A 24,571-nucleotide genomic window follows, 5' to 3' on the forward strand; every position below is an offset into this window, starting at 1 on the left:
TCTACCTTCCCGAATTCGTCACACAACAGTAATCAGGGATAAACCTTGAATTTAAAGTACTTTTTAGTGAGCTGATCATAAGTTCCGTTTTTATGAAGCTCGGCCAGTGCCGTGTTGATCATCTTCAGATTCGCTTCATCGCCTTTGCGTAACGCAATACCTACGCCATCACCAAAAATGACTTTATCCACCAGTGTTCCTTTAATGGCGTACGTCTTGCCTTCCGGTGAGGTAAGGAATCCCTGTTCAGCGGAGACCGCATTCGCCAGGCTGCCATCAAGACGTCCGGCGACCAAATCGGGATAGACTTCCATCTGATTAGGATACGAGACGATTTTGACGCCTTGTGACTCCCATTTAGTTTTGGCGTACGTTTCCTGGATGGTGCCCTGAGCCACACCGATGGTCTTACCGCGCAGAGAAGCAACGTCGGTCGTCAGCTTGCTGTCAGCCGGCGCCAGCAGGGCACTTGGCGTGTTATACAACATGTCGCTAAACGCCACCTGCTGACGGCGCTTATCGGTCATCGACATCGCCGACAGGATGGCATCAAATTTCTTCGCCTGAAGAGCAGGGATGCTGCTATCAAAACCCATTTGCACCCATTGGCACTTCACCTTTGCCTGAGCACAGATGGCATTACCAATATCGATATCAAAACCCTGTAATGACCCATCAGCCGCTTTAGATTCAAACGGCGGGAATGTAGGGTCCACACCAAAGCGCAGCGTTTGCTGTGCCCATGCACCCTGGGTGAATGCGGTAAGCGAAAACAGTAATGCGAGAGATAAGCTCTTTTTCATGTTTTATTTTCCGAAGGCTGATGAATTTAAGCACGACACCTTAATCAAATAACATGCAGGTTCATTTCCCACCAGAGATAAGCAGCATTCATCCAGAGTAAAATCTTATAATATTAAGTGAGTTAGCGAATCTTTGTGCGGCGTTAAATTTTGCTTAATGCTGATGGTAATTTCAGATATAAATCGGGATGAGGGTCTGGGCCTGCTCAGGTCAGGCGACAGCAAAAATCAAAGCTCTGATTCAGAATTCTGGTTTTAGAAGAGGTTTGTTTTGTCAGGCAGCAGCGGATTTACCAAAGCAGATAGATTACGCAGAAAGTAGGATTTAAAAACGAATCTTTTTCAGAGGGCATTCAGAGCTCATGTTCGGGGGTTATCAGCAGGTTGCCCAGGATGGCCAGGATGGCCAGGTCAGCTTTGCCTCTATACCATTGATGCGCACAATCTATCTTATGTTAAATTACAGATGCCAGCGTGACTCCTGTTACCCTTCCATACCTGAATAGCTCAATGACGTTCAAAACTGACTAAGGCCGGTTTCTTCTTAGTCAGGACCTTACTTAACATCCAAGGCCAGACAAGACAACTTGTGGTCGATTATGTAATGATTCAGGAAATTTACAGCTCTGGTTCTGTACCTATGCTCTCAGTGCCTTTTCCTGTCATTACCCTGCTTGCTTTATTTTTGCTGATGGCAACAGTCTTTTCTGGCAAACCATGCAATAACGGCGCACTGCGTTTCCTTTCGGCCTGCATCATCTTGGTTTCACTGAATACCATTCGCTGGGAATACGATTCTCACTTTCTGAGGGATTTGCAGTCTGTTATGGCCATGCTATTACCTGCGATTGCATGGCACACTTTTGTCCCACTTAACGACAACAAACGCAAACATGACTTATTCGTCATGATTGTGCCAGTCCTCGTATCGCTGGCGATCAGATTGGTTTGGGCTCCTGTGACTGACTTCATTCTCAGCCTGCTTTTTTTCAGCTACGGCGTTGGACTGCTCAAAAAAGCTTTTGTGAATGAGCAAAAACTAAAATTCAATCGCCTGAAAGAGATCCCTCAGCAAGCTAGCCTGACGTTCTTCGCAGGAAGCTTTCTCTGCCTGTCGGCACTGACAGATCTTCTCATCGCAATTGATTTTGATATCAGTGGCGGAAAGCATGCCGCTTTAATAATTCTCATCACTCAACTTTTGCTCTTACCGATTGTTGGTGTGATTATTTACAACTTCATAAATTCGCATCAACAATTTGAGCCAGATATCAGGCAGGAAAAAGATACCACCGATGAAAAAGCGCCAGCAGCTGATATGACTGAGTTATATATTGTGCTGGAAAAAAAGATCCATGAATCTGAGCTCTATCTTGATCCCAATCTGACCCTGGCTCTTCTGGCAAGAAAAACCGGCGTACCCGCCCGCAATTTTTCTGCAGCGGTTAACTCTGTCAAACAATGCAACGTTTCTCAGTGGATCAATGGGTTCAGGGTTGAACGGGCAAAAGAACTCCTGCTTAGCACATCATTACCCGTTACCCATATCATGCTGGAGTCCGGATTTATGACTAAATCGAATTTTAATCGTGAGTTTCAGCGGCTTTCAGGACTTTCCCCGCGTTTATTTCGCCAGCAGGCGCTTGATAATTCAGTACAGAATTCAGAAAAACTGTAATTTCAGTCGTTATCGTCTGATGCAGCGCGGTTCTGTCCGCGTCCTTATCGTCATGGCAAACAATGCCATCGCCCGGAGATTCATCATCAATAATTTTCTCTGCCCCGGGTTTACATATCTGCATAAAACTGAAGTGTGTTGCGCCTTTAATGAGGATGTATTTCCGCAATGATACACGCATTTGATTAGCAAGATATTCAGATTCCTCAGGCGCTGGAAGTTCGCCCACCATATCGTTGCCTGCCGCCAGAATAAGTACGGGTATGTTAATTTTGCTAAGGCTTACGGGCGTAAAACCTGGTGCTAACCCCGCATCAAGTGACACGACGGCTTTAATTCTTTTATCTTGCCAGTCAGATAAAAAAACGTTGCGGGCTGAAGCGTCATCTATTCCAAGCCTGGTTGTCAGTTTACAGTCTCCGCGAAGTACGTGTCGCTGACAGTCATGCAGGAGGCGTAAAGGATCAAAACGTGCACCAGCCAGCGACATGACTGTCCATCCGCCAAGTGAATGACCTGCTGCAGCTATGCGCGCCGGGTCTGCTGTGCCAGTTAATTCTGAAGATTGACTGACGAAATCAATTACCCGTGAAATTTCACCAGGGCGCCGCCATAGTTTTCTGGCATATTCGGGATTGTGGTTAAAAGTCGTCGTGCCGGGATGATCAGGTGCAGCCACAATATATCCCTGCGCGGCCATTGCTGAAGCAAGCCAGGAGAGATTCCTCCATCTGCCATTAAACCCATGTGAAATGAGTAAAAGTGGATGTTTTCCAGATGCGGGTACAGCATCTCGGATAATGTCCGTGCCGACAAAGGCGGCGTTCCCTCCAACCGTTTCACTGACTCCTTTTTGCACCGCCGCCGGATACCAAACGGCTACGTTCAGGGGCACTCCCTGATCCCCTTTTAATGTCACCTGGCGGAAGCCTGGCGTTGCATGAGCCTGCAAAGAGATGATTAAAACCGATAATGCGATAAACGCTGCTCTGAACAACATGATGAATGCCCTGCTGTGATGAATGAGCCCTATTAATAACGGGCAGCAAGGCACCGGTGCGTCCTTTTACACGATCCAGGTCTTTAAAAGTGCAAAAATGGCGGTTAATTATGCAGCCATCCAAACTTGATGGCGGCGACAATACACCATGGCGGGTCAGAATCTTCCAGCAGTAGTAATTATGAAGTTACAGAAATCATTGACCCTCTCCTGAAAAAAGCCCCGACACAATATGCCGGGGCGTTCTGCTATTACTCTTTCGCTATCGGCGTCTCACTCACATCAATCTTTGTCTCACCCTGAATAGTTTTAATGCGTTTCTCAACGTCATTCACCTGCTGGCTGTTATGCAGCAAGGTATAGGTCAGATCAAACGAGGTGCTGGCACCGGGCTGCAATTGCTTAACGCGTTTCTGTTCGCGCTCAATCGTGACCGGATAAGCATAACTGGTGCCCGGCTCAATACCGGTCACGTAGCCCTGTTTTAAGGTGTCGGTATTTTTCCACAGCGTAAGCATTGGAAGCTGGCGGGTATCAAACTGAATGGATGCGCCGCTGTTTCCGGCTTTATTTATCACTGCAGCCACGGTCTGATGATTACTGTCAGAAAGGGGTTTGATGTTGAATACCATCTCATCGAAGTCTTTGGTCGGCCCTTTGTAAGTCTGCCAGTCTTTTAATCCGGCTTTTGCGTAATCATTAAACGGGCTGATGCCGGACATCGGTGCCAGGAAACGTGCACCCTCTTCAAGAATAGGCTTACCGAAGTTGCTGTGATAGATGATCTGGTAATCGTGCGGATAGTCAGCGTGATTAGTTAACACATCATGCAGGCTGAAGCTGTTACTGCCCGGCACGTAACGCAGTTCGGTCATCGTCTGCAAATCGGTTTTCTTGAAGGTGCTCTCTTTAATCAGGCCACGAATACGGATTTCATGGGGCGCTGCATCTGCCACTTCAACTTCCAGTTGTGAAACCGGCGTGTTACCTGCTTTACCGTGCAGGGTATAGATGCGGCCCTGGTCAGTCACCGGATGACCGGTCCATTCGTAGCCGCAGCGCACCATCATCTCATTGAAACCGTCCAGCCAGCCCAGGCCGTTGCGGCTTTCCAGATTGATGTAAGCAGGATTGACCACCTCTTTGACCGGTGAATCCCAGCCCATACGCGTACCAAAGCCTTCGACGCGCAGCAGGTTCATGCCACGGGTGGGACTGAGCGTGATAGTCAGGCCATCCTGACTGCGAATCGTCAGCGTTTTACTGCCTTCCTGTTTGCCGCCGTGCAGAACTTTTTGCTCGATGCTGAACGGCTTGCCCTGAAACTTCAGCTCACTACTGGAAATCTGCCAGTTTCCCTGATCTGTGCCCTGTTCAGCACTCGTCAGCACCCATGTTTTTGCGGCTGCAGAACCTGAAACCAGAACCGCTACTACCGTTAACGCCAGTTTAATTTTCATTATTTACCTCATTTGCTGAATCGTTTTTTCATACGTTAAGCGGAATTTACTGGTTGAGGCTCACCAGAAACGTGACGACGCTCACCTGCCGGTAAATCGGCAGCGTCCAGAGGAATAAATGCGGGTTAAATCACATAAATAAGCAGCCAAAAAGGAATAACCGCGACCAATTTAATGTTAAATCCGGACTTAGCTGTATTCGATTCAGCTTTTAGAGCATTTCCCTGACCCTTTCAGCCAGACCACTCAAATCGAATAAATCGTAAAAAAATTTCAAAACCCCGCAACTTTTTCCATTTTTGAACGAACCTTTTATCAGAGACGTCAGGCAACCCCGTCTGTTCGTCAATGGAGAGAGAAATGCCAATGAAAAACACCCTGAAAACCCTGGCCGTCGCTACACTGCTGGCACTGAGTGTTCCGGCAACATCTGCCTTTGCGGCGTTACAGGTCGGTGAAAAAGCGCCAGACTTCAAACTTGACGCCGCACTGGCGGGTAAATCGACCACCTTCTCTTTGCAGCAGGCCCTGAAGAAAGGCCCGGTTGTACTCTACTTCTTCCCGGCGGCGTTCAGCGCTGGCTGCACGCTTGAAGCGCATGATTTTGCCGAAGCGTCCGATGAATTTAAAAAACAGGGGGCGACCGTGATTGGTGTCACCGCCGGCAATACCGATCAGATTGCTAAATTCTCTCAGCTGGAATGCCGTGACAAGTTCACCGTGGCAGCCGATCCTGGCGCTAAAGTGGCGGCTGAATACAAAAGCACCATGGAGATGAAAGGTCAGAAACTGTCCGACCGCACCTCTTATGTGATCGCGCCGGATGGCAAGATTCTGCTGAGCTTCACCGACAAAAATCCTGATACGCATATTCAGAAAGCGATGGATGCTGTTAAAAAATATCGTCAGGCCAATCCGGCATAACTTCATCTTCTGAGCAGGTATATCATGCTGACTGCGATTGCAGCTGCCTTTCTGGGTGGCATTATTCTGAACCTCATGCCCTGCGTGTTTCCGGTAATCTCGCTGAAAGCACTGAGCCTGATCCGCCATCACGAATCGCCCTCTCACGCCCGCGCAGAGGGCCTGGCATTTCTGCTGGGCGTGGTCCTGACGATGGTCGCCCTGGCAGCACTATTACTGCTGGCCAGAGCAGGTGGTGCGTCCGTTGGGTGGGGATTTCAGCTGCAATCGCCGCTGGTCATCGCCGCGTTAATTCTGGTGATGCTCGGTTCAGCACTGAATCTGCTCGGTCTGTTTGAAGTCGGCTTGTCGGTTCAACGCGTGGGCGAAGTGGGCGGCAATCGTGCAGGGTTAATGGGTTCAGCCCTGACCGGTGCACTGGCCATCATCGTCGCGACGCCCTGCAGTGCGCCATTCATGGCCAGCGCGGTGGGTTATGCCCTCACCCAGCCTCCGCTGATTAGTCTCATTATCTTTATTTCGCTGGCGCTGGGCTTTGCTGCGCCTTTTACCCTGATATCGTTCTTCCCGGTGCTGGCGCGCATATTGCCTAAACCGGGGGCCTGGATGATCACGCTGAAACAGGGCCTGGCGTTTCCTATGCTGGGCGCGGTGGGCTGGCTGATTTGGGTTCTGGAACGTCAGGCTGGCTCGGCAGCGCTGGCGGCGATTCTGGTCTGTTGTTTGCTGTTTAGTTTTGCCGCCTGGCTGTATGGCATGGCACAGAAACGCCGTATGATGGGACAGCGCCATGTTGTACTGCATGTTGCAACTGTGTTCTTCCTGGCTCTCGTCGTCGTGCCATTGCTGAACCTGAACCGTTTTGCCAGCGCGCCTGCTGAAACGGAAACCGCTTCACAGGCTGCAGCGACTGTCTCCTGGTCGCCGCAGAATGTCGACGCTATTAAAGGTCAGGGCAAGCCTATCCTGGTGAATTTTACGGCGTCATGGTGTATTACCTGCCAGGTAAACGATCGCACTTCACTTTCGACGCAGGCGGTCAAGGCCGCAATGGCGCGGACGAATACCATTTACATGGTTGCAGACTCCACCAAATATAATCCTGATGTTGAACAGGCGCTGAGTGATTTCGGACGCGGCGGATTGCCGCTCTACGTGGTCTACCCGGCTGACGGCGGAAAACCGGTAGTACTACCGCAGGTCCTGACGCCGGGCATTGTCATTTCAGCGCTCGATCAGGCAACGGAAAAAGGAAAGAAAACCTGAGACGATTGACTAAGCGATTTCCTGGGACGTTTCCAGGCCACTGTCACTGTGTGCTGAACTGCTGATGACGAATGTCAGAGACTGATCCACGCGCACAGCAGTGGCCTGCCCTGATGGCACGGGCGCAGGCGGGCGACAGAGCAGCCTATAACCAGTTACTGAAAGCGATGGTTCCGGCCATCCGTGCATTAGTGTGCAAAAAAATCCGTGACGAGGTGCTGGTCGAAGATGTGATTCAGGAGACGCTGCTGGCGATCCATCGGGTTCGCCACACCTACGATCCGCAGCGCCCGATACTGCCCTGGGTCGCAGCAATTGCTTCTGCACGGACCATTGATACGTTGCGTCAGCATGGTCGACGTCAGGAAGTACAGGATGAGGAAGCGCTGCAAAAACGCCCGGCTGAAAGCAGTGAACTCCAGTCTGATAACGATATCCTCTCCGGTTATCTGGATATCCTTCCGCTACGCCAGCGGGAGATTGTCGAATCCGTACATCTGCGTGAGCAGAGTCTGGCGCAGGCAGCTGCTGAAACCCATCAGTCTCTCTCAGCGGTTAAATCCCTGTTGCATCGCGCAATGGTCAATCTTAGAAAATATGGACGGGGTGTGCATGAGAAATCATGACCAGTTAATTGATCAGCTCAGCGCCTCTGCGCAGCCGGTGCAGCGCGTCTGGCCTGTGGCCTGGCGCGTCGCGGGCTGGATCGCGCTTGCCCTCCCTTGTGGCGCGTTGACCAGTTGGGCGTTTCACAGCCGGTTTACTGACTGGTCGCAGCCCGGCGCGTTTTTCGCGCTGGTTGCCGTACTGCTGTCTCTCATCATCGCGGGAAGCACACTTGCGGCAGCCTTTACGTTGAGCATTGCAGGCAGGAAACCGATCAGTCCGCGCTGGCCGCTACTGCTGGCTGTTTTGTGGCTGGGGCTAAATCTGATCAATATGTCACCTGAAGCCCCGCCAGCAGGTGCTGGTCGGTTTGGTGAGGGGATACACTGCTATCTGTTTATGCTGTCGGCCAGCGTGCCGATGATGTTGATGTCGGTGATCGCCCTGAAACGCACCCGTTCACTTTATCCCGCGCGCAGTCTCGCGCTGAGCGGCTGCGGCTGCGCGTTTACCTCATCAATGCTGCTGTCGCTGTGTCATGACACTCATCTGCATATTATTGATTTCTCTATGCATCTGGCCGCAGGCATTACTATTGTGGCGCTGACGGTGCTGGCCGGACGCCGCTGGATTCAGTTGGGAAAGTAATGACTTTGTTTATTACTCTGCAACCAACTCAATCAGGTTTCCGTCAGGATTATGCCGGGCGGGCAGAGACAGAAGATCACGGACGGCGTGGCCGGACAAACCGCGATCGACCAGATCCCGGGAATTCTGTCTGATCAGGCATTTATTAGCGGCTGTGCCATGAATCCGGAGGCCGGGCTGACCGGTTTTAACGGCGCGATTTATCGTGGCTAAATGGCATGAAATCGCAACGCGGGTCGTGGAATAAAAGCGTGATAAAGAACGGCATGAGGTGTTTGAGGCTGAAGAGAGGGGTGTGAACCTGCGCAATGTTCAGCACGGAATCAACTCGCTCCTGCCGGCGCGCGACAGAGGTCTGCGAACACCACGCAAAAGCGAGCCTGCTTCAGGTTACAAATGCGCCGCGAACCACGACGTCTGCACCTTAATCACTGACGCGAAGTGCTGACCGCTGTAAATATCGTAGTGACGGGCCTCTTCGGCTACAAAGAGCTGCTTATTGGTTGCGGCTACCGCATCAAACAGCGCACGCCCTTGTTCCGGCGGATTCACGCTATCCTGACCGGCGACCACGACCAGTGTCGGACAGGTGACCTTCGCGGCATTGATCGCGGGTTTGTAGTGCAGCGTTTCCCGTACGGTTAAAAACGGGATTTTGATGTCCATTTTCGGATGCTTATGCCGGTTCTCCTCAAAGAACGCTTTTGACTCTTCATCGTTCAGCACGCGAGTAATGGCCACAAACATCTCTTTGCCGCTGTTCTGCCGCTTTTGATCCATCTTCTCCAGCGTAGCAATAAAGCCCGCCTTCTCCGTCGCGTCCAGTTGCCCGGTGACAATCTCTTCCCCATCCGCGAAGGCGAGCTGGCTGACAATACATTTCACATCCGGGTTATTCGCTGCCGCGCCAAAGATGTGACATCCGCCAAAAGACGTGCCCCATAAACCTATTCTGCTCGGGTCCAGCGCCGGTTGCTGTTTTGCCCATGTGATGACCGAGAGAATATCAGCGATCTGCATAGCAGGCACCAGACGACCCCGCTCGCCTTCGCTGTCACCAAATCCACGGTAGTCAAATGTCAGTGTCGCGAAACCTGCCTGGGTAAACGCCTCTGCGAACGCAGGCAGTAAAATCTCACGGATTCCGCAAAAGCCGTGACACAGAATAATCACCGGGGATTTAGTGGTCGCTGTGGGCTGTCGCAGCGTCAGCACAATGCCTTCCGGAAGAGTGTGGGTAGATAATTCCATCGTGAGTCATGCTCCTTGCTGAGGTTAAAGGTCAGAAAATTCAGCTAGCACCCTTTCACATCCCCACCGTTTTTACTTAGATCCAGATCAGACTGCTGACACCTTTTGTCTGAAATGCGGACAAATCCGCCTCCGATGCTGCTAAAACCCGGGCTTTGGCGTAGGCTGAAAGCTGGGTGTTTCACTACACAGGAGATCATGATGCAGAATGAAATGACAGCGCAATGCCACTGTGGTGCCGTTGCCTATAAGGTGACGCTAAAGGATGGCTTTAACACGGTGCGCCGATGCAACTGCTCGTTTTGCCGGATGCGCGGTGCGGTTGTGGTGTTTGCTACCAACGTCGAGCTGACGAAGGGTGAAGCGGACCTCACTGAATATCGCTTCAACAGCAAAGAGGTGGGCCACTACTTCTGCTCCATCTGCGGCATTTATACTTTTCATCAGAGCCGCTCACAGCCCGATCAGTTTGGGGTTAATGTCGCCTGTCTTGAGGGCGTTTCACCGTTTGATTTCACGGATGTGCCGGTCTCTGATGGTATCAACCACCCTAAAGATGGCGGCGCGGGCGGTGTAGCCGGTCATCTGGTCTATACCCCCACGCAATCCTGAACCACCGCTGCCTTTACTACTCCCGGCTGGGCTTGCCGCTATAGCGTGTGATTGGCTTCTCCTCTTCACGGTCAATCTGCTGAGAGAAAACCTCGAGTGCCGCGAAGAGTGGCCGCAGTCCACGCCACAGATCCTCGTCATTAAGTAAGCGGATGATGCCACGGATGCCCGGCGCGGCTTTTTCCTGCCGCGCCTCATCCCGAGCCGGCTTAACGGCCATTGCAGCATCACGCACCGCCAGCAGTAAGTGATTAAAACGCTCTGGCGGCACGCTGCCCAGCGTCATCATCAACAGTGACAGGTTTTGCAGCGCATTTTGGGTGCCGGGCTGATTGAGACCTGAGACCAGAATTTTCCCTACGTCGTTATTTGATTTAACGAGATCGTTCGCCAGCCGCAGAAAACCGTGCTGGTGGAGATTTTCAAGCAACTCGTCCATTGCCTCCCGGGCAGTGGGCTCGGTGCGTGTGGGCGGGACCTGATACTTCATCCGTTCTGCCATTAAAATTTCTCCGGTTTTTCGACATGTTCAGGCGGTTCACGATAGCCTGCCTGCTGCCATTTCTGCTCAATCGGCAGGTGATCCAGGGGTGTTCGGCTACCATGACGGAAATTGTGTAGCGGCACCGGATTAGGCTGCGGGCGTCGATCGACGCGCGTCATGTTGACAGCGATCTCTTTGTAAGCGGGCGTGTTGACGTCAGGATCGTGATGTTCACCAGTCAGTGCATTAACGCCATCAGTACCATGATGAATTGGCATGAACAGCACGTTACCCGCCACACGGTCTGTAATAACCACTGGCACATCCAGCGATCCCCGACGCGAGGTAATCCGTACCCACTCACCTTCAATGAGCGCGCGCGAGGCTGCAAGTTCCGGTGAGATCTCAACAAAGGCATTAGGCGACAATGACATCATGCGGCCACCCTGCCCGGTCTGATTCATTGACTGGAAATGCTCCAGCATTCGGCCATTGTTCAGCAGCAGATTGTATTCGGCATCCTCCTGCTCAGCGGGCGGCTGCCAGCTCAGCGGATAGAGGCGCGCTTTACCATCCGGGAAATTGAACCGTTCTGTATAGAGACGGGGTGTGCTTTCACCTTCAGCGTTGACCGGCCAAAGTTGCGACTGCCAGCCGGCGAGTTGCTCATAACTCACACCCGCGAAAATCTCTGCAATGCCCGCCACTTCCGCCATAATCGCGCCGGGATTCGGGTAATGCCATGGATGTCCAAGACGCGCCGCGAGATCGGTAAAAATCTGCCAGTCAGGACGACAATCACCCAGTGGCTTCATGGCAGGAGTAAAATGCTGAATGCGCCGCTCGGTATTCACAAAGGTGCCCTCTTTCTCCACGCTGGGCGCACCGGGCAGCACGACATCGGCAAATTCGGCGGTACGCGACATAAAGATGTCCTGAACCACCATAAATTCCAGCTTGCTGAAGGCGGCATGCACCGATGTGGCGTCGGCATCCGCAAACGCTGTCTCTTCCCCGGTGATGTACATTGCACGGATTTTACCTTCACCGGCCTGCTGCACCATTTTGAAGTTATCGGCGCCAGCCTTATCGGAAAGCGCATCAGGAGAGACGCCCCACGCGCGCGCCCATTTTTCCCGGATCGACGCGTCGGTGACTTTTTCATAGCCCGGATAGCGATTGCTGAGGCAGCCGAAATCACTGGCGCCCTGCACATTGTTGTGACCGCGCATCGGATAGCCGCCCGTGCCAGGCCGACCATAGTTGCCGGTGACCAGCAGCAAATTCGATAGCGCGGTACTGGTGTCTGCTCCGTGGCTGTGCTGGGTAATCCCCATCGCCCACAATATGCAGGCGCTACCCGCGTGTCCGATCATCTCCGCCGACTCTTTGAGTTCGGCTTCACTCAGACCGCAAATCTCGCTGGCATAGTCGAGCGTAAAGGTATCAAGCGAGGTGCGATACTCTTCTAGCTGATTAACCCGCTGTGCCAGAAACGCATCATCGGCATAACCGTGGTCGAACATATATTTCGCCATCGCCGAGGCCCAGACCAGGTCCGTGCCAGGTCGGATGCGCAGATAGCAGTCCGCCCGTTCCGCCATTTCATGACGACGCGGATCGACAACCAGCAGTTTCTGACCGCGATGTTTGTGGCTCTGTTTGATGTGGGACGCAATCACCGGATGGTTCTCGGCCAGATTACTGCCGACCAGCACAATCAGTTCGCTCTCCTGCAGATCCTTTATCGTTCCCGCATCACCGCCGTAGCCCACGGTGCGAAACAGCCCTTCTGTCGCCGGGTTCTGACAATAGCGCGAGGAGTTGTCGACATTGTTAGTGCCGAAGATTAAGCGGGCGATTTTCTGAGTAAGATAGGCTTCTTCGTTGCTGGCTTTGCTGGAGCCAATAAAGCCAATCGCATCGCCACCATAATTCTGCGCGATGCCCTGCAATCCTTCAGCTACCCGCTGCAACGCCTCATCCCAGCTGGCGGGCCGGAACCGGCCATTTTCGCGGATCAAGGGCGTCGTCAGACGCGCCGGGCTATTAACAAAATCCCAGCCGAACTTACCCTTAACACAAGTAGAGATGCCATTAGCGGGCGCGTCCGCCACCGGCTGAATTTTCAGGATGTGACGATCGCGGGTCCAGATCTCAAAGCTGCAGCCCACGCCGCAATAGGTGCAGACCGTTTTAGTGCGTTTAATCTCCGACTGCCTCAGCGCTACATCGATGTTGGAGACGCCAGTAATCGGCCCCATGCCAATACTGTTTTCCATCGTTTTGACAAAATCAATCAGCGGGCGCTTCAACCCCTCATCCATTGCAGTGAACGGACCCGCATCAGGCTGCATGGTCTTTTCCAGTAATGCATTACACGGACACACTGTGACGCAGTGTCCACAGCTGACGCAGCTGGAACCGGCGATTTCTGTGCCGCCATCCCAGAGCACGCGGGGATGTGCCTGGGTGTAGTCAATAGAGAGTGTCTCATTGACCTCCACATTCTGGCACGCCTCGACGCAGCGACCGCATAAAATGCACTGGTCAGGATCGTAGGTATAAAACGGGTTAGAGTGATCTTTGGCGTAGGGTTTGGGCTGATGAGGATAGTACTGAATCGGAATGTGCATATCAGCCACGGTATTATGCAGCGTGCAGTCACCGGTGTTGTGTTCACAGACGGTGCAGTAAAGCTCGTGACGGTTGAGCAGTCTATCCATTCCCTCCTGTTGCGCGGCCCTCAGCGCAGTACCTTCACTCTGTACCGAGAGCCCCTCTTCAGTGCGAAGCGTGCAGCCGCGAACCCGCTCGCCATTGGCATCCACCCAACAGACATCACAGCTTTGCAGCGGCGGCAACGCCGGGTGGTAACAGACATGAGGTAGTTTTTTCCCGTGAGCATCCAGAAAGTCGATTAGCGGTTGATTAGCTAACCCTTTTAACCGTTCACCATTAAAGAGAATGGTGCAGTAATTTTCACTCATATAAGCCTCATGGCGTCATTGCGGATAGCGTCCTGCTGGAAAAATATCCCTGAATTTAGAGGGTTGCTTCACAAGCTTAGTGAGGATTAGCAGCCGCGCCATGAATACCGCTACGCTTATCAGGGTTACTTACTGACTGTTAAGGGTTTTTTAAATGTAATGACTTCTTACCACGTGAACCACGTCATGTTTTCCCTTACGGCAGGACGGCAGGAATCACCGTTATCGGCATTTTTGCATTACTAAGCGATAAGCACCCGATGGCTGATGATAAGCTTAACTATGAAATGATTTGTATGTTGTAACTATATGGTGAGCAGTTTGATATTCCTTTCTGACCCTGTACAAACATCAGCATTAACCTGGTTCTCTCTCATTAAACCTGTCGGTTAATCCACTATCGAATCCCTCTGGAATTTGTACCAGTTAATATCTGAATCCACTCAGTGCCGTTCCACTAAACCTGGGTATTAAGGCATGCTGAAAAGGTTTAACCCGTTTGATCACCTTAGGGATTAATTACGCACCTGACCTGCACAGTTCTTCTGGCCATTATCCGATCATGAATACATTGCAATGATATGGCGTTTTAATAAAAACGTATGGGTTCTCTACCCGGAAAGCCCTGAGCCACGCCACGGTAATTAGTGTATATTTTAGCCATTTCAATCAGTGAGTTATCCGAATTTTAACAAGCTGTTAATTATAAGATGATAATGATTTTCGTTATGGTAATATCCTCTTAACCCCGCCCGATGCCCTTTTATCCGGGTCTCTTTGCGCGTCATGCTTAATTCCGTGACCATTAAAACGCTGGCTGAAATGAGGTCTTTATGAATTCCATCGTATATATCGTTGATGACGACGCCGCGGTGACTTCTGCACTCACTAATCTCCTCATCGCCGACGATTACACGGTTATCTCTTTCTCTTCAGCTGATGATTTCCTGTCTCACGCGTTAACGCCCCTTCCCTGTTGCCTGATTCTGGATATTAATCTGCCTGGCGCAGATGGGTTTGATGTCGCGCAGGCGTTGATCGATCGTGGCTATGCTATTCCCACGATTTTCCTGACCGGCTTCGGGACCATTCCGGTCACCGTGCGGGCGATGAAAACTGGCGCTTATGAGTTCCTGACTAAGCCCGTCGAACCTGAGCGTATTTTGCAGGCGGTCGCGGAAGCCTTAGAGATTGCAGAGCAGAATCTGGCCTCTTCTCAGGAACGGCGGGAAATTGTGCAGCGGCATCAGACCCTGACGCCGCGTGAATCCGAGGTGATGCTGCTGGCGATTAGCGGTCTGTTGAATAAACAGATTGCTGCAGAGATGGGCGTCAGTGAAATTACGGCTAAAGTCCACAAGCGACGGGTAATGGAAAAAATGAATGCGCGTTCGCTCACCGATCTGGTGCGGGCGGCAGAGCGGCTCAATATTGAACATAGCCGACGCCGCTGAAACCCGGCAGTCGACCTGTTCCTCTCGCTCAACCCAATGGCAGAGTAAACCAGAAACGGCTGCCACCTTCCGGCCGGTTTTCTGCGCCTAACTCACCAGAATGCTTTTTGATGATCCCTTTGCTGATCGTTAATCCCATGCCCATACCGCTTTTTTTGGTGGTATAGAATGACTCAAAAAGCCGTTCCCGCACGTCATCACTTAATCCGCAGCCGCTATCCAGCACCTCAAACCGCAGCGTATCTGGGGTGGGATTCTCTGACGTCAGGCGCAATAGCGCCGCGCGCGGCAGATCGTCGGACATAGCATCGATCGCATTGATCACCAGATTCAGCAGCACCTGCTGGATCTGAACGCGGTCGCAGAAAATCTCTGCTTTAGCAGCCCTGAATTTAAGTTCCAGCGAGACACCCCGCCGTTCCAGCTCTACACGGGAAAGCGCCAGAATGTCACGGGCGATCAGATGGAGGTTTTCCAAAGCAAAGCACGATTCATGATTACGGGTCAGCGCCTGCAGGCCGCGAATAATCTCCCCGGCACGTTTGCCCTCTTTAATAATCTCATCTAAACCGCTGCTGGCGTTTTCCAGCATCAGCGGCTCACGCTTCAACCAGCGCAGGCTGGCACCCGCATTGGCCACGATAGACATCAGCGGCTGGCTGATTTCGTGAGCGATGGAGGCTGTCAATTGCCCGACAGTCGTGGCGCGCGTAACACGCGCCAGGTCCGCCTGCGCCATGCGCGCACTGTCTTCCGCCATACGCTGCGAGGTGATATCTGAAATGGTGCCAAAGTACTCTTTCACCTCAGGGAAATTGTTTACCGGCTCCCCAATACCTTTGATATAGCGACATTCACCGTCTGACCTGATTACCCGAAACTCTGCCTGCATGCTGCGTCCCTGACTGACGCTGTGCGTCACCAGTTCGCTGATAGATTCATAATCATCAGGATGAACGCGGGTCAGGAAGTCTGCCATCGACAGTCCATGTTGTTCGGCTGGCAGTCCCAGTATCCGGGCATATTCTTCAGAGACTATCATCATGTCCTCGGCTACTTCCCAGCGCCAGGTGCCGGTATGACTGATTTTCTCGCCCAGCATCAGCGAAGTCTTGCTGGCACGCAGCTGTTTCTCAACCCGACGCCGATGGTTGTTCTCCTCCAGCAGTTCCGCATAGAGTCGCGCCGTCTCCAGGGAAACAGCCGCCTGCGCGCTCAGGGTTTTAACAATGTGGGAATGCTCAGCGGTGAACGCATCGGGCATCAGGCGATTTTCCAGATAGAGCACCCCGACCATGTTGGCCTGCCTGAACATCGGCACACAAAGCACCGCCGCGCCTGAAGCCACCAGATAGGGGTCCTGACTGAACGGACTGAATACCTCCGGTTTACTGGTGCGAATCTCCTGACCCGTGCGGATCACTGCTGACAGCACCGATAGCGGCAGGTCATTTGCGTCAGGCCGCTCTTTGACAATCTGAACCCGCACGCCATCAGCCGTGCTTTCTGCCCAGGCCTGTGTCTCTGGCAGGTTGCCATCCAGAATCCGGATGAGGCGACAGCGCTGGGCACCTGCCCGCTCCAGCAGCATCCGCATCAGGGTGTGAATCAACCGATCAAGATTGATCTCTTCCGTCAGGGCGCGCACGGCGGTCAGCACGCTTTCCAGATCGTAGAAAGCGGCATCCTGCGTAAACGGAATCGTCGCCAGCGCACTGTTTTGCACCGGTGCGGCCAGGTGCGGATAGTGCTGCTCCATCTGGCGCACCATCGCCTGCGCTCCCCAGTTGTCCCAGCCTGTTATTGCTACTTTGATGTAGGCATCTGCCGCGGTATCGAGTTGCAAGGCTTTGCAGTAGCGACCCGCCAGCTGATTGGCCAGCGCATGGATGTGCAGATATCCAGACTGCCGGGAAAGACGGATTGCATTTTCATACTGCTTCAGCGCCTCACCCGTGTCGCCCTCAAGCCGGGCGCACTCTGCCCTCAGCAAGGCATATTTGTCTGCAAACAAACCGGGGTTAAGCTCCGTCCAGCCAGCAAACTTGTCGAGATGAATGCGCAGCGCGCTGCTATCAGTGATTTCAGACAGCTGACTCAGGGAGAGTGCAGTATAAAAATGCATATCCATCATATAGATATAAGCAGGCACCGCACTGATCAATAGCTGGATTTCTTCCAGACAGCGCAGCGCATCACGATATTCACCGGCATAGTAATGGGCCATTCCGCGATACAGGCCCGCCCAGAACTGCACCATCGCCTTATGGCCGGAGATCGGACCTGGCTCACTGCCGGCCACCAGCGGCAAAGCCTGGTCGCGCTCGCCTGCTCTGAACCCACTGCTGTTACGCAGTTGCATCACCAGCTGCTTTTGCATCAGCAGCACGTTCTCAACGTCGGGATAACCCGTTTTACGCGTAAAGGCGAGTCCGCGCTCAAGTGAGGTCATCACGGACTCCAGGTGATCGCCGCGTGTCAGCGTGTTCATGATTTGATGACGCAACGAAAGACAGGCAAAAGAGCGATCGCCATACTTCACCGCGACGCGAAAACTTTCACGGGCACATTCAATGGCGACGTCCAGCGGCTGTGTCCAGATCCCCACCTGATCCAGCGGCAGCAGAGTACGGGCTTTATAACGGGTAAAGTCATACCGCTCCACCAGCTCGCGGGCCACCCGACCGCAGGCATAACTAAAATGCCAGGTCTGATACCGTTCTCCTGTCAGCACGCTGAACCAGGCCAGACCAAACGCAGAGGCACCGGTTATGCCGTGGTCCAGCGTCATCTGCAGCATCTGACAGACCAGGATTAAATGGAGCTTTGGGCAGTCATAGGCGGAGACAAATATGGTGCTGGCCATCAGGTTTAGCACCGACTCAACATCAGGATCGCTGTTAAGCGGCAGCCGGTTCAACGTATCCTGCGGTGAATCGCCGATTCGCGCCCGAATCGCCAGGCAGGCGGCGTCGATCTCCACGTCATCCGGATCCCTTTTGAGATGCACACCAAACACTGCCAGCCAGGCAAGCGCGGTTTCCAGCGCCAGATGGTTGTCAGACTGGCGCATATGGATTTCAGCAGAAAGACAGGCTGCCTTTGATTTTTCACTGAGCGTGCCTGGCTCACGTAGCAGCCGGGTACAGAGCGTTTGCGCTGACGTGAGATTACCGTTAAGAAACTCGCACTCCGCTTCATCAAAGCCCAGCATAAAGTCATTACCGGTCACCATTCGCAGGCTGAGTCGCTGGGCGGTGCGCAGATAGCGCAGCGCTGAGAGGTAATCTCCGGCGCGTTTCGACGCCTGCGCGGCTCGCAGACAAAGAGGATAATAACGTTCACGATCTGTCACAGTCAGTGGCAGCTCAGCAATCATCCCAATGTGATAAACCGCGCGGAACAGCGTCTCACTGTTATCCCCGCTTGCGACCGCTGCGGATAGCCAGAGCGCTGCCTGCTGGTGAAGATGCTGTTGCTGCCGCAGGTCGGGCAATAATAACGCCGCGTTGTGCACGCGATCGTGCGTAAACGCGTAGTGCCCACCGGTCAGGGTGACAAAACGACCGCTGACAGCCGGTTCAAGTTGCTGCTGAATCAGCGTCACAGGCATCGCACTCAGCTGACCTAACAGCGAGAGCTCGCCACTGGCCCCCAAACAGGCCAGCGAACCCATGAGCTGCCGCGTGGTCTCTGGCATCCGTGCCAGCTGGCTTAACACCAGCGTGGCCACATTGTCGGTGTAACGACGCGCCATGAGCGCCTGACTGTCGTAATGCCATTTCGGCGGATTTTGACGAAAGTTAATCACCCCATCCTCTACCGCCTGCCGGAAGAACTCCTGCATCGAAAGGGGATTGCCGCCGGTTTTCTCGAAAAGGATCTGCGCCAGCTCGCGATTACCGCCAGGACGGGTATGCAGCATTTGCGCCAGCCAGCGGCCGATGCGTTTCACACTCAACGGCTGCGGCGTCAGCGCCACTACCCGCGGTGCGGCGGCCCTGATGCGCAGCAGAAATCCGGCAATCATCGGACAGGGCATTGATTCACCCTCCCGAAAGGCGAGCACCAGCATAAAGGGCGAATGCTCATTTCGGGTTATCAGGTTTTCCAGCAGTTGCAGCGTGGCAGGGTCTGCCCAATGTACGTCATCAATCAGCATAACCAGCGGACGGCCCGGCGTGGCGAAAGCCTGAACAAGCGCAGAGGCCATCTGCGTGAACTGCTCGCGGGCGTCCAGTGCATGGCGCACCACTGGCTGTAAATTCCCAATATTGAGCAGCTGTTTTAATTCAGGCACCAGCTCAATGGCTAAATCGACATAGCCGCCCAGCAGACGCAGCAACCGGCCCCGCCATTTTCTGACCTCTGGCGCTGACAACCCCAGCAGATAAAGCGTGACCGTGCGAAACGCGGAGGCCACAGCGGCAAAGGGTGCGGTCGGCGAATGTTGATCGGCCTTGCTGGCGGCCAGTAAAATCTGTCGGTGCTGCAGGGTTTTCAGGGCGCTCGCGATAATCGCGGACTTACCCGAACCAGGCACACCGTTGAGCATCACCAGGCTCTGTGTTCCAGTGCGGATGACCGTATCCAGCGTCGTCAGCAATACGCGAGCCTGCGAATGCTGACTGAACAGAGTCTCAGGCCGGAAACTGGTGTTAAAACGCTCCTGCAGTCCGGGCGTAAACGGCGCAATGGTGTTTTCACCTGTCAATGTGGCCTGACAGCGGCGAAGGTCGGCCATCAGCCCCTGCACGCTCTGATAACCGTCAGCGGGTGACTTTGCCAGCAGGCGCAGCAGAATCACCGAGAGCATCGGCGGCACATCGTCTCTGACCTGTTCAGCTGGCCGGGGCGCGCTGGCGATGTGATGATGAATCCACTCTGCTTCACCTGCGTCAGGTGAGCCAAAGGGTAGCTTGCCGGTCAGATACTCATATAACACCACGCCCAGACTGTAGAGATCGCTGAGGCTACTGACCGGATGTGGCGTGCGACCGGTGTGCTCAGGGGACATATAGGCCAGCGTGCCGCCTGAGGCACGCAGGCTGTTTTTCTCAGCCGACTGCGCCGCCAGGGAGGCGAGTCCAAACCCGCCCAGCCGGAACCGTCCATCGTCAGTAATAAAAAAATGGCCTGGCTTGATATCCCCATGCACGATGCCCTGATGATGTGCCTGACCCAGCGTGTAGCAAAGCTGCAATGCCACCTGCAGGAAATCGGCGATTTTTTCGGGAGGCGTAGCAAGATTGTTAGCCAGGGTGCGAAATGGGAAGGTGGGATAAATCAGCGCATAACGATCAAGATAACGGGTCGTGCCGGTGGCGGTGATGGCCCAGCGTGGAGACAGATACGCAGCCAGAGCACGCTCATTTTTGAGCCGCTGGGTGGCCTGAAAAGTGACGTCGTCACTTTTACCCGTGGCGATGATCAGTGACTCACCCGACTGGCGGCGCGCCAGCATCCAGAGAAGACATCCCTCCTGTGCCAGCGGCATCAGGATGTCAAAATTTTCAATCGCGATCCCTGCGTCATCACTCTCCAGGGAAGTAACTGAAAGAAGGCTCATCAGCGCACATCTCCCTGAGATAACTCGCATCGGATCAGTGTCAGCAGCGTATCAACATCAATGGGCTTTCGCAAAAAAGTCATGGCCCCGAGCCCAATGGCATACCACAGCGTGGTTTCTTCCACATCTGCCGAGATAAAAATTACCGGCGGCAGATCAGCCCGCGCCTTGAGAAGGGTAAAAAGCTCAAACCCGGACATGCCCTTAAGGCCAACATCAATAATAAGCATACCCGCCTCTACCAGCGCATCGTCATCGGCCAGTAATGCCTCACCGGATTCAAATGATCGGGTTACGTAGCCGTCCGAATGCAACAGATTGCTCAGTCCACTGCGGACCGCGCGTTCATCATCGACGATGACAATACGCTGGGGAAACGTCATGCAGGTATCCTCTGGAACGCCTCACCGCGTGGCATGCGAGGACTTAAGGCGTGTTATCACCCTCGGGTGGCGGTGTCCCACTGATTTTTGGCATGCATTCATGGCGGAACCACTTCAGCGTCACCGGCTGTCGCCTGAACAGACGTTTACCCAGCGGTATTAACTGTTCACCCACCAGCATGCCAAACAGCCCTGCCAAAGCAATGACGGGCGGCGCCGGAGAGTTGACGTTGATCAGGGCATAGATTACCCCGGCGAGCAGGCCCACCGCGAGAGAAATAACGCAGGATTTCAACATGTTCAGCTTATCCGCGATAAGGATGAAACGGGATGAACATCAGGCTGAAGCAAGGCAATTGCAGGCTTTTGTGCGGGAGATACCGCATGCACCAGCGCCCCACCCAACAGCATCCCCAGCAGACCCAGCAGCGCAATCGCGGGCGGTGCCGGTGACCGCACCTTTAGCAGGCCATATAGCAGGCCAATAAGCACCCCGGCAGCCAGGGAAACAAGTAGAGGATTCATGACCAGCTCCTTTTATGCCACTCAGCTGATCGGCGATTTTCCGCCGATCAGCTGGATGCCTTAGCGTATCGGTGCGTGAACCGGCGCCAGGGTACGGTGTTCACTTTTCTGACGTGATGGTGCTTTATGCACCATGGTGTAGGCGTAATCGACACCAATGCCGTAAGCACCTGAATGTTCTTTGGCGATGTTCATCACCGCATCATAAGTGTCACGATTGGCCCAGTCACGCTGCCATTCCAGCATCACCTGCTGCCAGGTTACCGGCACCACACCCGCCTGAATCATGCGCTGCATCGCGTAGTCGTGTGCCTCTTTAGTCGTGCCGCCAGACGCGTCTGCCACCATGTAGATTTCGTAGCCGCCTTCCAGCATCGCGCAGAGCGCAAAACTGTTGTTGCACACTTCGGTCCAGAGGCCAGAAACCACGACTTTTTTCTTCCCGTTGGCGGCCAGCGCATCACGCACTTTCTGATCATCCCAGGAGTTCATTGAGCTGCGTTCCAGAATATCCAGCCCTGGAAACACATCCAGTAACTCCGGATAGGTGTGACCCGAGAAGCTTTCGGTTTCTACCGTGGTGATGATGGTGGGGATACTGAAGACTTTCGCCGCCTTCGCCAGCGCAACGGTGTTGTTTTTCAGCACCTGGCGATCGATGGATTGCACCCCAAAGGCCATCTGCGGCTGCTGGTCAATGAAGATGATCTGGCTGTTATGTGGCGTGAGGACTTCAAGCTTAGCGTTGGACATGCGTTCACCCATAGAGGTTATGTAACGAAATTTCCGCCAACCGGCGTGTGCAAAATGACGGTCAGTGCAGGTTTATCGCCCTGCTGCTGGCTGTCTGGTCGCAGTGTAGAGCGACCTGCAACAGCAAACTATTATCTCTGCGTATAACTATACGAAGGTATAGGTATCCCTCTGTATAACTAGACGCCCCGTTAGCCTGCTCACCATAATCCGGCTTATTCGTGCCCTGTTATCTGCGGCACTTCCTGTCCCGCACTAAGCCGGACACCCCCGATGAGGAGCATCTATGGTTACGCTCGGTAAAGCAGAACTGATACTGACCCATGGCAAATTTCATACCGTTGACCGCAGTAATCCAGTGGCAGAAGCGGTTGCGATTCGCGATGGCAAGTTCGTGGCGGTCGGCACGCTGGCAGAGGCGATGGAATTTCACTGCGACGGCACCAAAGTGGTCGATCTTAAGGGCCACACGGCCGTGCCCGGCCTGAACGATTCACACCTGCATCTGATTCGCGGGGGGCTGAATTACAACCTTGAACTGCGCTGGGAAGGCGTGCCATCGGTTGCGGATGCCTTGCGGATGCTGAAAGAGCAGGCGCTGCGTACCCCTTCGCCGCAGTGGGTTCGCGTAGTAGGAGGCTGGACTGAATTCCAGTTTGCCGAGCGCCGGATGCCGACGCTGGATGAGATCAACGAAGCAGCACCGGACACGCCGGTTTTCGTGCTGCACCTCTATGACCGCGCCCTGCTCAATCGCGCCGCTCTGAAAGTGGTGGGCTACACCAAAGAGACGCCAAACCCGCCGGGTGGCGAAATCCAGCGCGACAGCAACGGCAATCCCACCGGTCTGCTGATCGCCCGCCCTAATGCAATGATCCTCTACGCCACGCTGGCGAAAGGACCGAAACTGCCGCTGGAACAGCAGGTCAACTCCACCCGCCAGTTTATGCGTGAGCTGAACCGTCTGGGTCTGACCAGCGCCATTGATGCGGGCGGCGGCTTCCAGAACTATCCCGAAGATTACGAAGTGATTGCTGAGCTGCATCAGAAAAAGCAGATGACGCTGCGTATCGCCTACAACCTTTTCACGCAGCGTCCGGGCCATGAGCTGGAAGATTTTGAAAAGTGGACGGACATGCTGACGCCAGGTCAGGGCAGCGACTATTTCCGTCACAACGGCGCAGGGGAAATGCTGGTCTTCTCGGCAGCTGACTTCGAAGATTTCCTGGAGCCTCGTCCGGATTTAGCCCCAGGCATGGAAGACGAGCTGGAGCGCGTGGTGCGTCATCTGGTTGAGCATCGCTGGCCTTTCCGTCTGCATGCGACCTATGACGAGTCGATCAGCCGGATGCTGGATGTGTTCGAAAAAGTGAATCGTGATATTCCGTTCAATGGCCTGCACTGGTTCTTTGACCATGCGGAAACCATTACTCAGCGTAATATCGATCGCATTAAAGAGTTGGGCGGTGGCATTGCCGTGCAGCATCGCATGGCGTTCCAGGGTGAATACTTTGCTGAGCGCTACGGCATAGAAGCCACCCGCCATACCCCGCCGGTTCAGAAAATGCTGGAGACCGGCGTGCCGGTCGGGCTGGGCACCGATGCGACCCGCGTTGCCAGCTACAACCCCTGGACCGCGCTCTACTGGCTGGTTTCTGGCCGCACCGTGGGCGGCATGCAGATGTATGATGTCAGTGCCCGCCTTGATCGTGAAACGGCGCTGATGCTCTGGACGCAGGGCAGCGCCTGGTTCTCCAGCGAGCAAGGCAAAAAAGGCCAGCTTAAGATTGGACAACTGGCGGACCTGGCGGTGCTGAGTAAAGACTTTTTCAGCGTCCCGGAAGAGGAGATCAAAGGCATTGAGTCAGTGCTGACCGTGGTGGATGGCAATATCGTCTATGCCGCAGGATCGTTCAGCGCAGATGCGCCGCCTGCGATTCCGATCCTGCCGGAGTGGTCACCGGTGGTAAATGTGCCGGGTCACTATCGCAGTGCTCCGCCGGTTGCGCAGAGCCGTGCAGGCATGATGCCCGCCGTCCACCACTGCAGCGGCCCGTGCGGTGTTCATCGCCACTCGCATGAGATCGCCCGTGGATCCAGCGTACCCGTTGCCGAAAATAACGCCTTCTGGGGCGCGCTCGGCTGCAGCTGCTTTGCGTTTTAAT

General features: G+C 53.9%; 20 protein-coding genes. 9 read left to right on the forward strand and 11 right to left on the reverse strand.

The window, feature by feature from the left end:
- Nucleotides 1–32: 32 nt before the first annotated feature.
- Nucleotides 33–803, reverse strand: a complete 771-nt coding sequence (locus tag LQK91_RS13945; RefSeq protein ID WP_003855153.1) for an ABC transporter substrate-binding protein — start codon at nucleotides 801–803, stop codon at nucleotides 33–35.
- A 604-nt stretch (nucleotides 804–1,407) separates the two neighbouring features.
- On the opposite strand from LQK91_RS13945, the gene LQK91_RS13950 reads away from it, so the two are divergent.
- Entirely contained in the window at nucleotides 1,408–2,481 is a 1,074-nt protein-coding gene (locus LQK91_RS13950; RefSeq protein ID WP_080601082.1) for a helix-turn-helix domain-containing protein, read from the forward strand.
- Here LQK91_RS13950 and LQK91_RS13955 read toward each other — a convergent pair.
- Entirely contained in the window at nucleotides 2,387–3,481 is a 1,095-nt protein-coding gene (locus LQK91_RS13955) for an alpha/beta hydrolase family protein (protein ID WP_105099725.1), read from the reverse strand. The genes LQK91_RS13950 and LQK91_RS13955 overlap by 95 nt on opposite strands.
- A 251-nt stretch (nucleotides 3,482–3,732) precedes the next feature.
- Entirely contained in the window at nucleotides 3,733–4,941 is a 1,209-nt protein-coding gene (locus tag LQK91_RS13960; RefSeq protein WP_039661422.1) for an aldose 1-epimerase family protein, read from the reverse strand.
- A gap of 360 nt (nucleotides 4,942–5,301) precedes the next feature.
- Between LQK91_RS13960 and LQK91_RS13965 the strand changes: the two genes are divergently transcribed.
- The 5 genes from LQK91_RS13965 (at nucleotide 5,302) to LQK91_RS13985 (ending at nucleotide 8,598) form a co-directional block, all read left to right on the forward strand.
- Nucleotides 5,302–5,865: a peroxiredoxin gene (locus tag LQK91_RS13965; RefSeq protein WP_003855159.1), complete on the forward strand. Its 564-nt coding sequence runs from the start codon at nucleotides 5,302–5,304 to the stop codon at nucleotides 5,863–5,865.
- 24 nt (nucleotides 5,866–5,889) lie between these two features.
- Nucleotides 5,890–7,131, forward strand: coding sequence for a protein-disulfide reductase DsbD family protein (locus LQK91_RS13970; protein WP_008924683.1), 1,242 nt, complete (start codon nucleotides 5,890–5,892; stop codon nucleotides 7,129–7,131).
- Nucleotides 7,132–7,202: 71 nt separating this feature from the next.
- Nucleotides 7,203–7,757: a sigma-70 family RNA polymerase sigma factor gene (locus LQK91_RS13975; RefSeq protein ID WP_008924684.1), complete on the forward strand. Its 555-nt coding sequence runs from the start codon at nucleotides 7,203–7,205 to the stop codon at nucleotides 7,755–7,757.
- The gene (locus LQK91_RS13980; protein ID WP_003855164.1) at nucleotides 7,744–8,385 is read left to right on the forward strand and encodes a DUF1109 domain-containing protein; all 642 of its coding nucleotides are present in this window, start codon (nucleotides 7,744–7,746) and stop codon (nucleotides 8,383–8,385) included. The genes LQK91_RS13975 and LQK91_RS13980 overlap by 14 nt, the downstream gene beginning before the upstream one ends.
- An 87-nt stretch (nucleotides 8,386–8,472) precedes the next feature.
- Nucleotides 8,473–8,598 (forward strand): DeoR family transcriptional regulator, encoded by a 126-nt coding sequence (locus LQK91_RS13985; protein WP_223296432.1) that lies wholly within the window; start codon nucleotides 8,473–8,475, stop codon nucleotides 8,596–8,598.
- A gap of 177 nt (nucleotides 8,599–8,775) precedes the next feature.
- Here LQK91_RS13985 and uilS read toward each other — a convergent pair whose 3' ends face one another.
- Nucleotides 8,776–9,636 carry a UilS family quorum-quenching N-acyl-homoserine lactonase gene (uilS, locus tag LQK91_RS13990; protein ID WP_105099724.1) on the reverse strand — a complete coding sequence of 287 codons (861 nt, stop codon included), beginning with the start codon at nucleotides 9,634–9,636 and terminating at the stop codon, nucleotides 8,776–8,778.
- Between the two features lie 201 nt (nucleotides 9,637–9,837).
- On the opposite strand from uilS, the gene LQK91_RS13995 reads away from it, so the two are divergent.
- Nucleotides 9,838–10,248, forward strand: coding sequence for a GFA family protein (locus tag LQK91_RS13995; protein ID WP_039661420.1), 411 nt, complete (start codon nucleotides 9,838–9,840; stop codon nucleotides 10,246–10,248).
- A gap of 16 nt (nucleotides 10,249–10,264) precedes the next feature.
- Here the strand turns inward: LQK91_RS13995 and LQK91_RS14000 are convergent, their stop codons facing one another.
- On the reverse strand, nucleotides 10,265–10,750 hold the full coding sequence (locus LQK91_RS14000; RefSeq protein WP_003855172.1) for a DUF1641 domain-containing protein: 486 nt from the start codon (nucleotides 10,748–10,750) through the stop codon (nucleotides 10,265–10,267).
- Nucleotides 10,750–13,722, reverse strand: coding sequence for a formate dehydrogenase subunit alpha (gene fdhF, locus LQK91_RS14005; protein WP_039661418.1), 2,973 nt, complete (start codon nucleotides 13,720–13,722; stop codon nucleotides 10,750–10,752). The genes LQK91_RS14000 and fdhF overlap by 1 nt, the downstream gene beginning before the upstream one ends.
- Nucleotides 13,723–14,555: 833 nt before the next feature.
- Here fdhF and LQK91_RS14010 point away from each other — a divergent pair.
- Nucleotides 14,556–15,176, forward strand: coding sequence for a response regulator transcription factor (locus LQK91_RS14010; protein ID WP_003855175.1), 621 nt, complete (start codon nucleotides 14,556–14,558; stop codon nucleotides 15,174–15,176).
- A 28-nt stretch (nucleotides 15,177–15,204) separates the two neighbouring features.
- Here the strand turns inward: LQK91_RS14010 and LQK91_RS14015 are convergent, their stop codons facing one another.
- Genes LQK91_RS14015 through LQK91_RS14035 form a run of 5 tightly spaced genes read right to left on the reverse strand, consistent with a single transcriptional unit; the run spans nucleotide 15,205 to nucleotide 22,406 of the window.
- Entirely contained in the window at nucleotides 15,205–20,745 is a 5,541-nt protein-coding gene (locus LQK91_RS14015; protein WP_105099723.1) for a trifunctional serine/threonine-protein kinase/ATP-binding protein/sensor histidine kinase, read from the reverse strand.
- Nucleotides 20,745–21,128, reverse strand: coding sequence for a response regulator transcription factor (locus tag LQK91_RS14020; RefSeq protein ID WP_003855179.1), 384 nt, complete (start codon nucleotides 21,126–21,128; stop codon nucleotides 20,745–20,747). Before LQK91_RS14020 ends, LQK91_RS14015 begins: the two co-directional genes overlap by 1 nt.
- A 43-nt stretch (nucleotides 21,129–21,171) precedes the next feature.
- On the reverse strand, nucleotides 21,172–21,426 hold the full coding sequence (locus LQK91_RS14025) for a XapX domain-containing protein (RefSeq protein WP_105099722.1): 255 nt from the start codon (nucleotides 21,424–21,426) through the stop codon (nucleotides 21,172–21,174).
- A gap of 2 nt (nucleotides 21,427–21,428) precedes the next feature.
- Nucleotides 21,429–21,653, reverse strand: coding sequence for a XapX domain-containing protein (locus tag LQK91_RS14030; protein WP_105099721.1), 225 nt, complete (start codon nucleotides 21,651–21,653; stop codon nucleotides 21,429–21,431).
- A 60-nt stretch (nucleotides 21,654–21,713) separates the two neighbouring features.
- Nucleotides 21,714–22,406 carry a hydrolase gene (locus LQK91_RS14035; RefSeq protein WP_033742913.1) on the reverse strand — a complete coding sequence of 231 codons (693 nt, stop codon included), beginning with the start codon at nucleotides 22,404–22,406 and terminating at the stop codon, nucleotides 21,714–21,716.
- Between the two features lie 286 nt (nucleotides 22,407–22,692).
- Between LQK91_RS14035 and LQK91_RS14040 the strand changes: the two genes are divergently transcribed.
- Nucleotides 22,693–24,570 carry an amidohydrolase gene (locus tag LQK91_RS14040; RefSeq protein ID WP_105099720.1) on the forward strand — a complete coding sequence of 626 codons (1,878 nt, stop codon included), beginning with the start codon at nucleotides 22,693–22,695 and terminating at the stop codon, nucleotides 24,568–24,570.
- Nucleotide 24,571: the final 1 nt, after the last annotated feature.

Source organism: Pantoea sp. MHSD4, from assembly GCF_021043305.1.
Classification (GTDB): Bacteria; Pseudomonadota; Gammaproteobacteria; order Enterobacterales; family Enterobacteriaceae; genus Pantoea; species Pantoea eucalypti.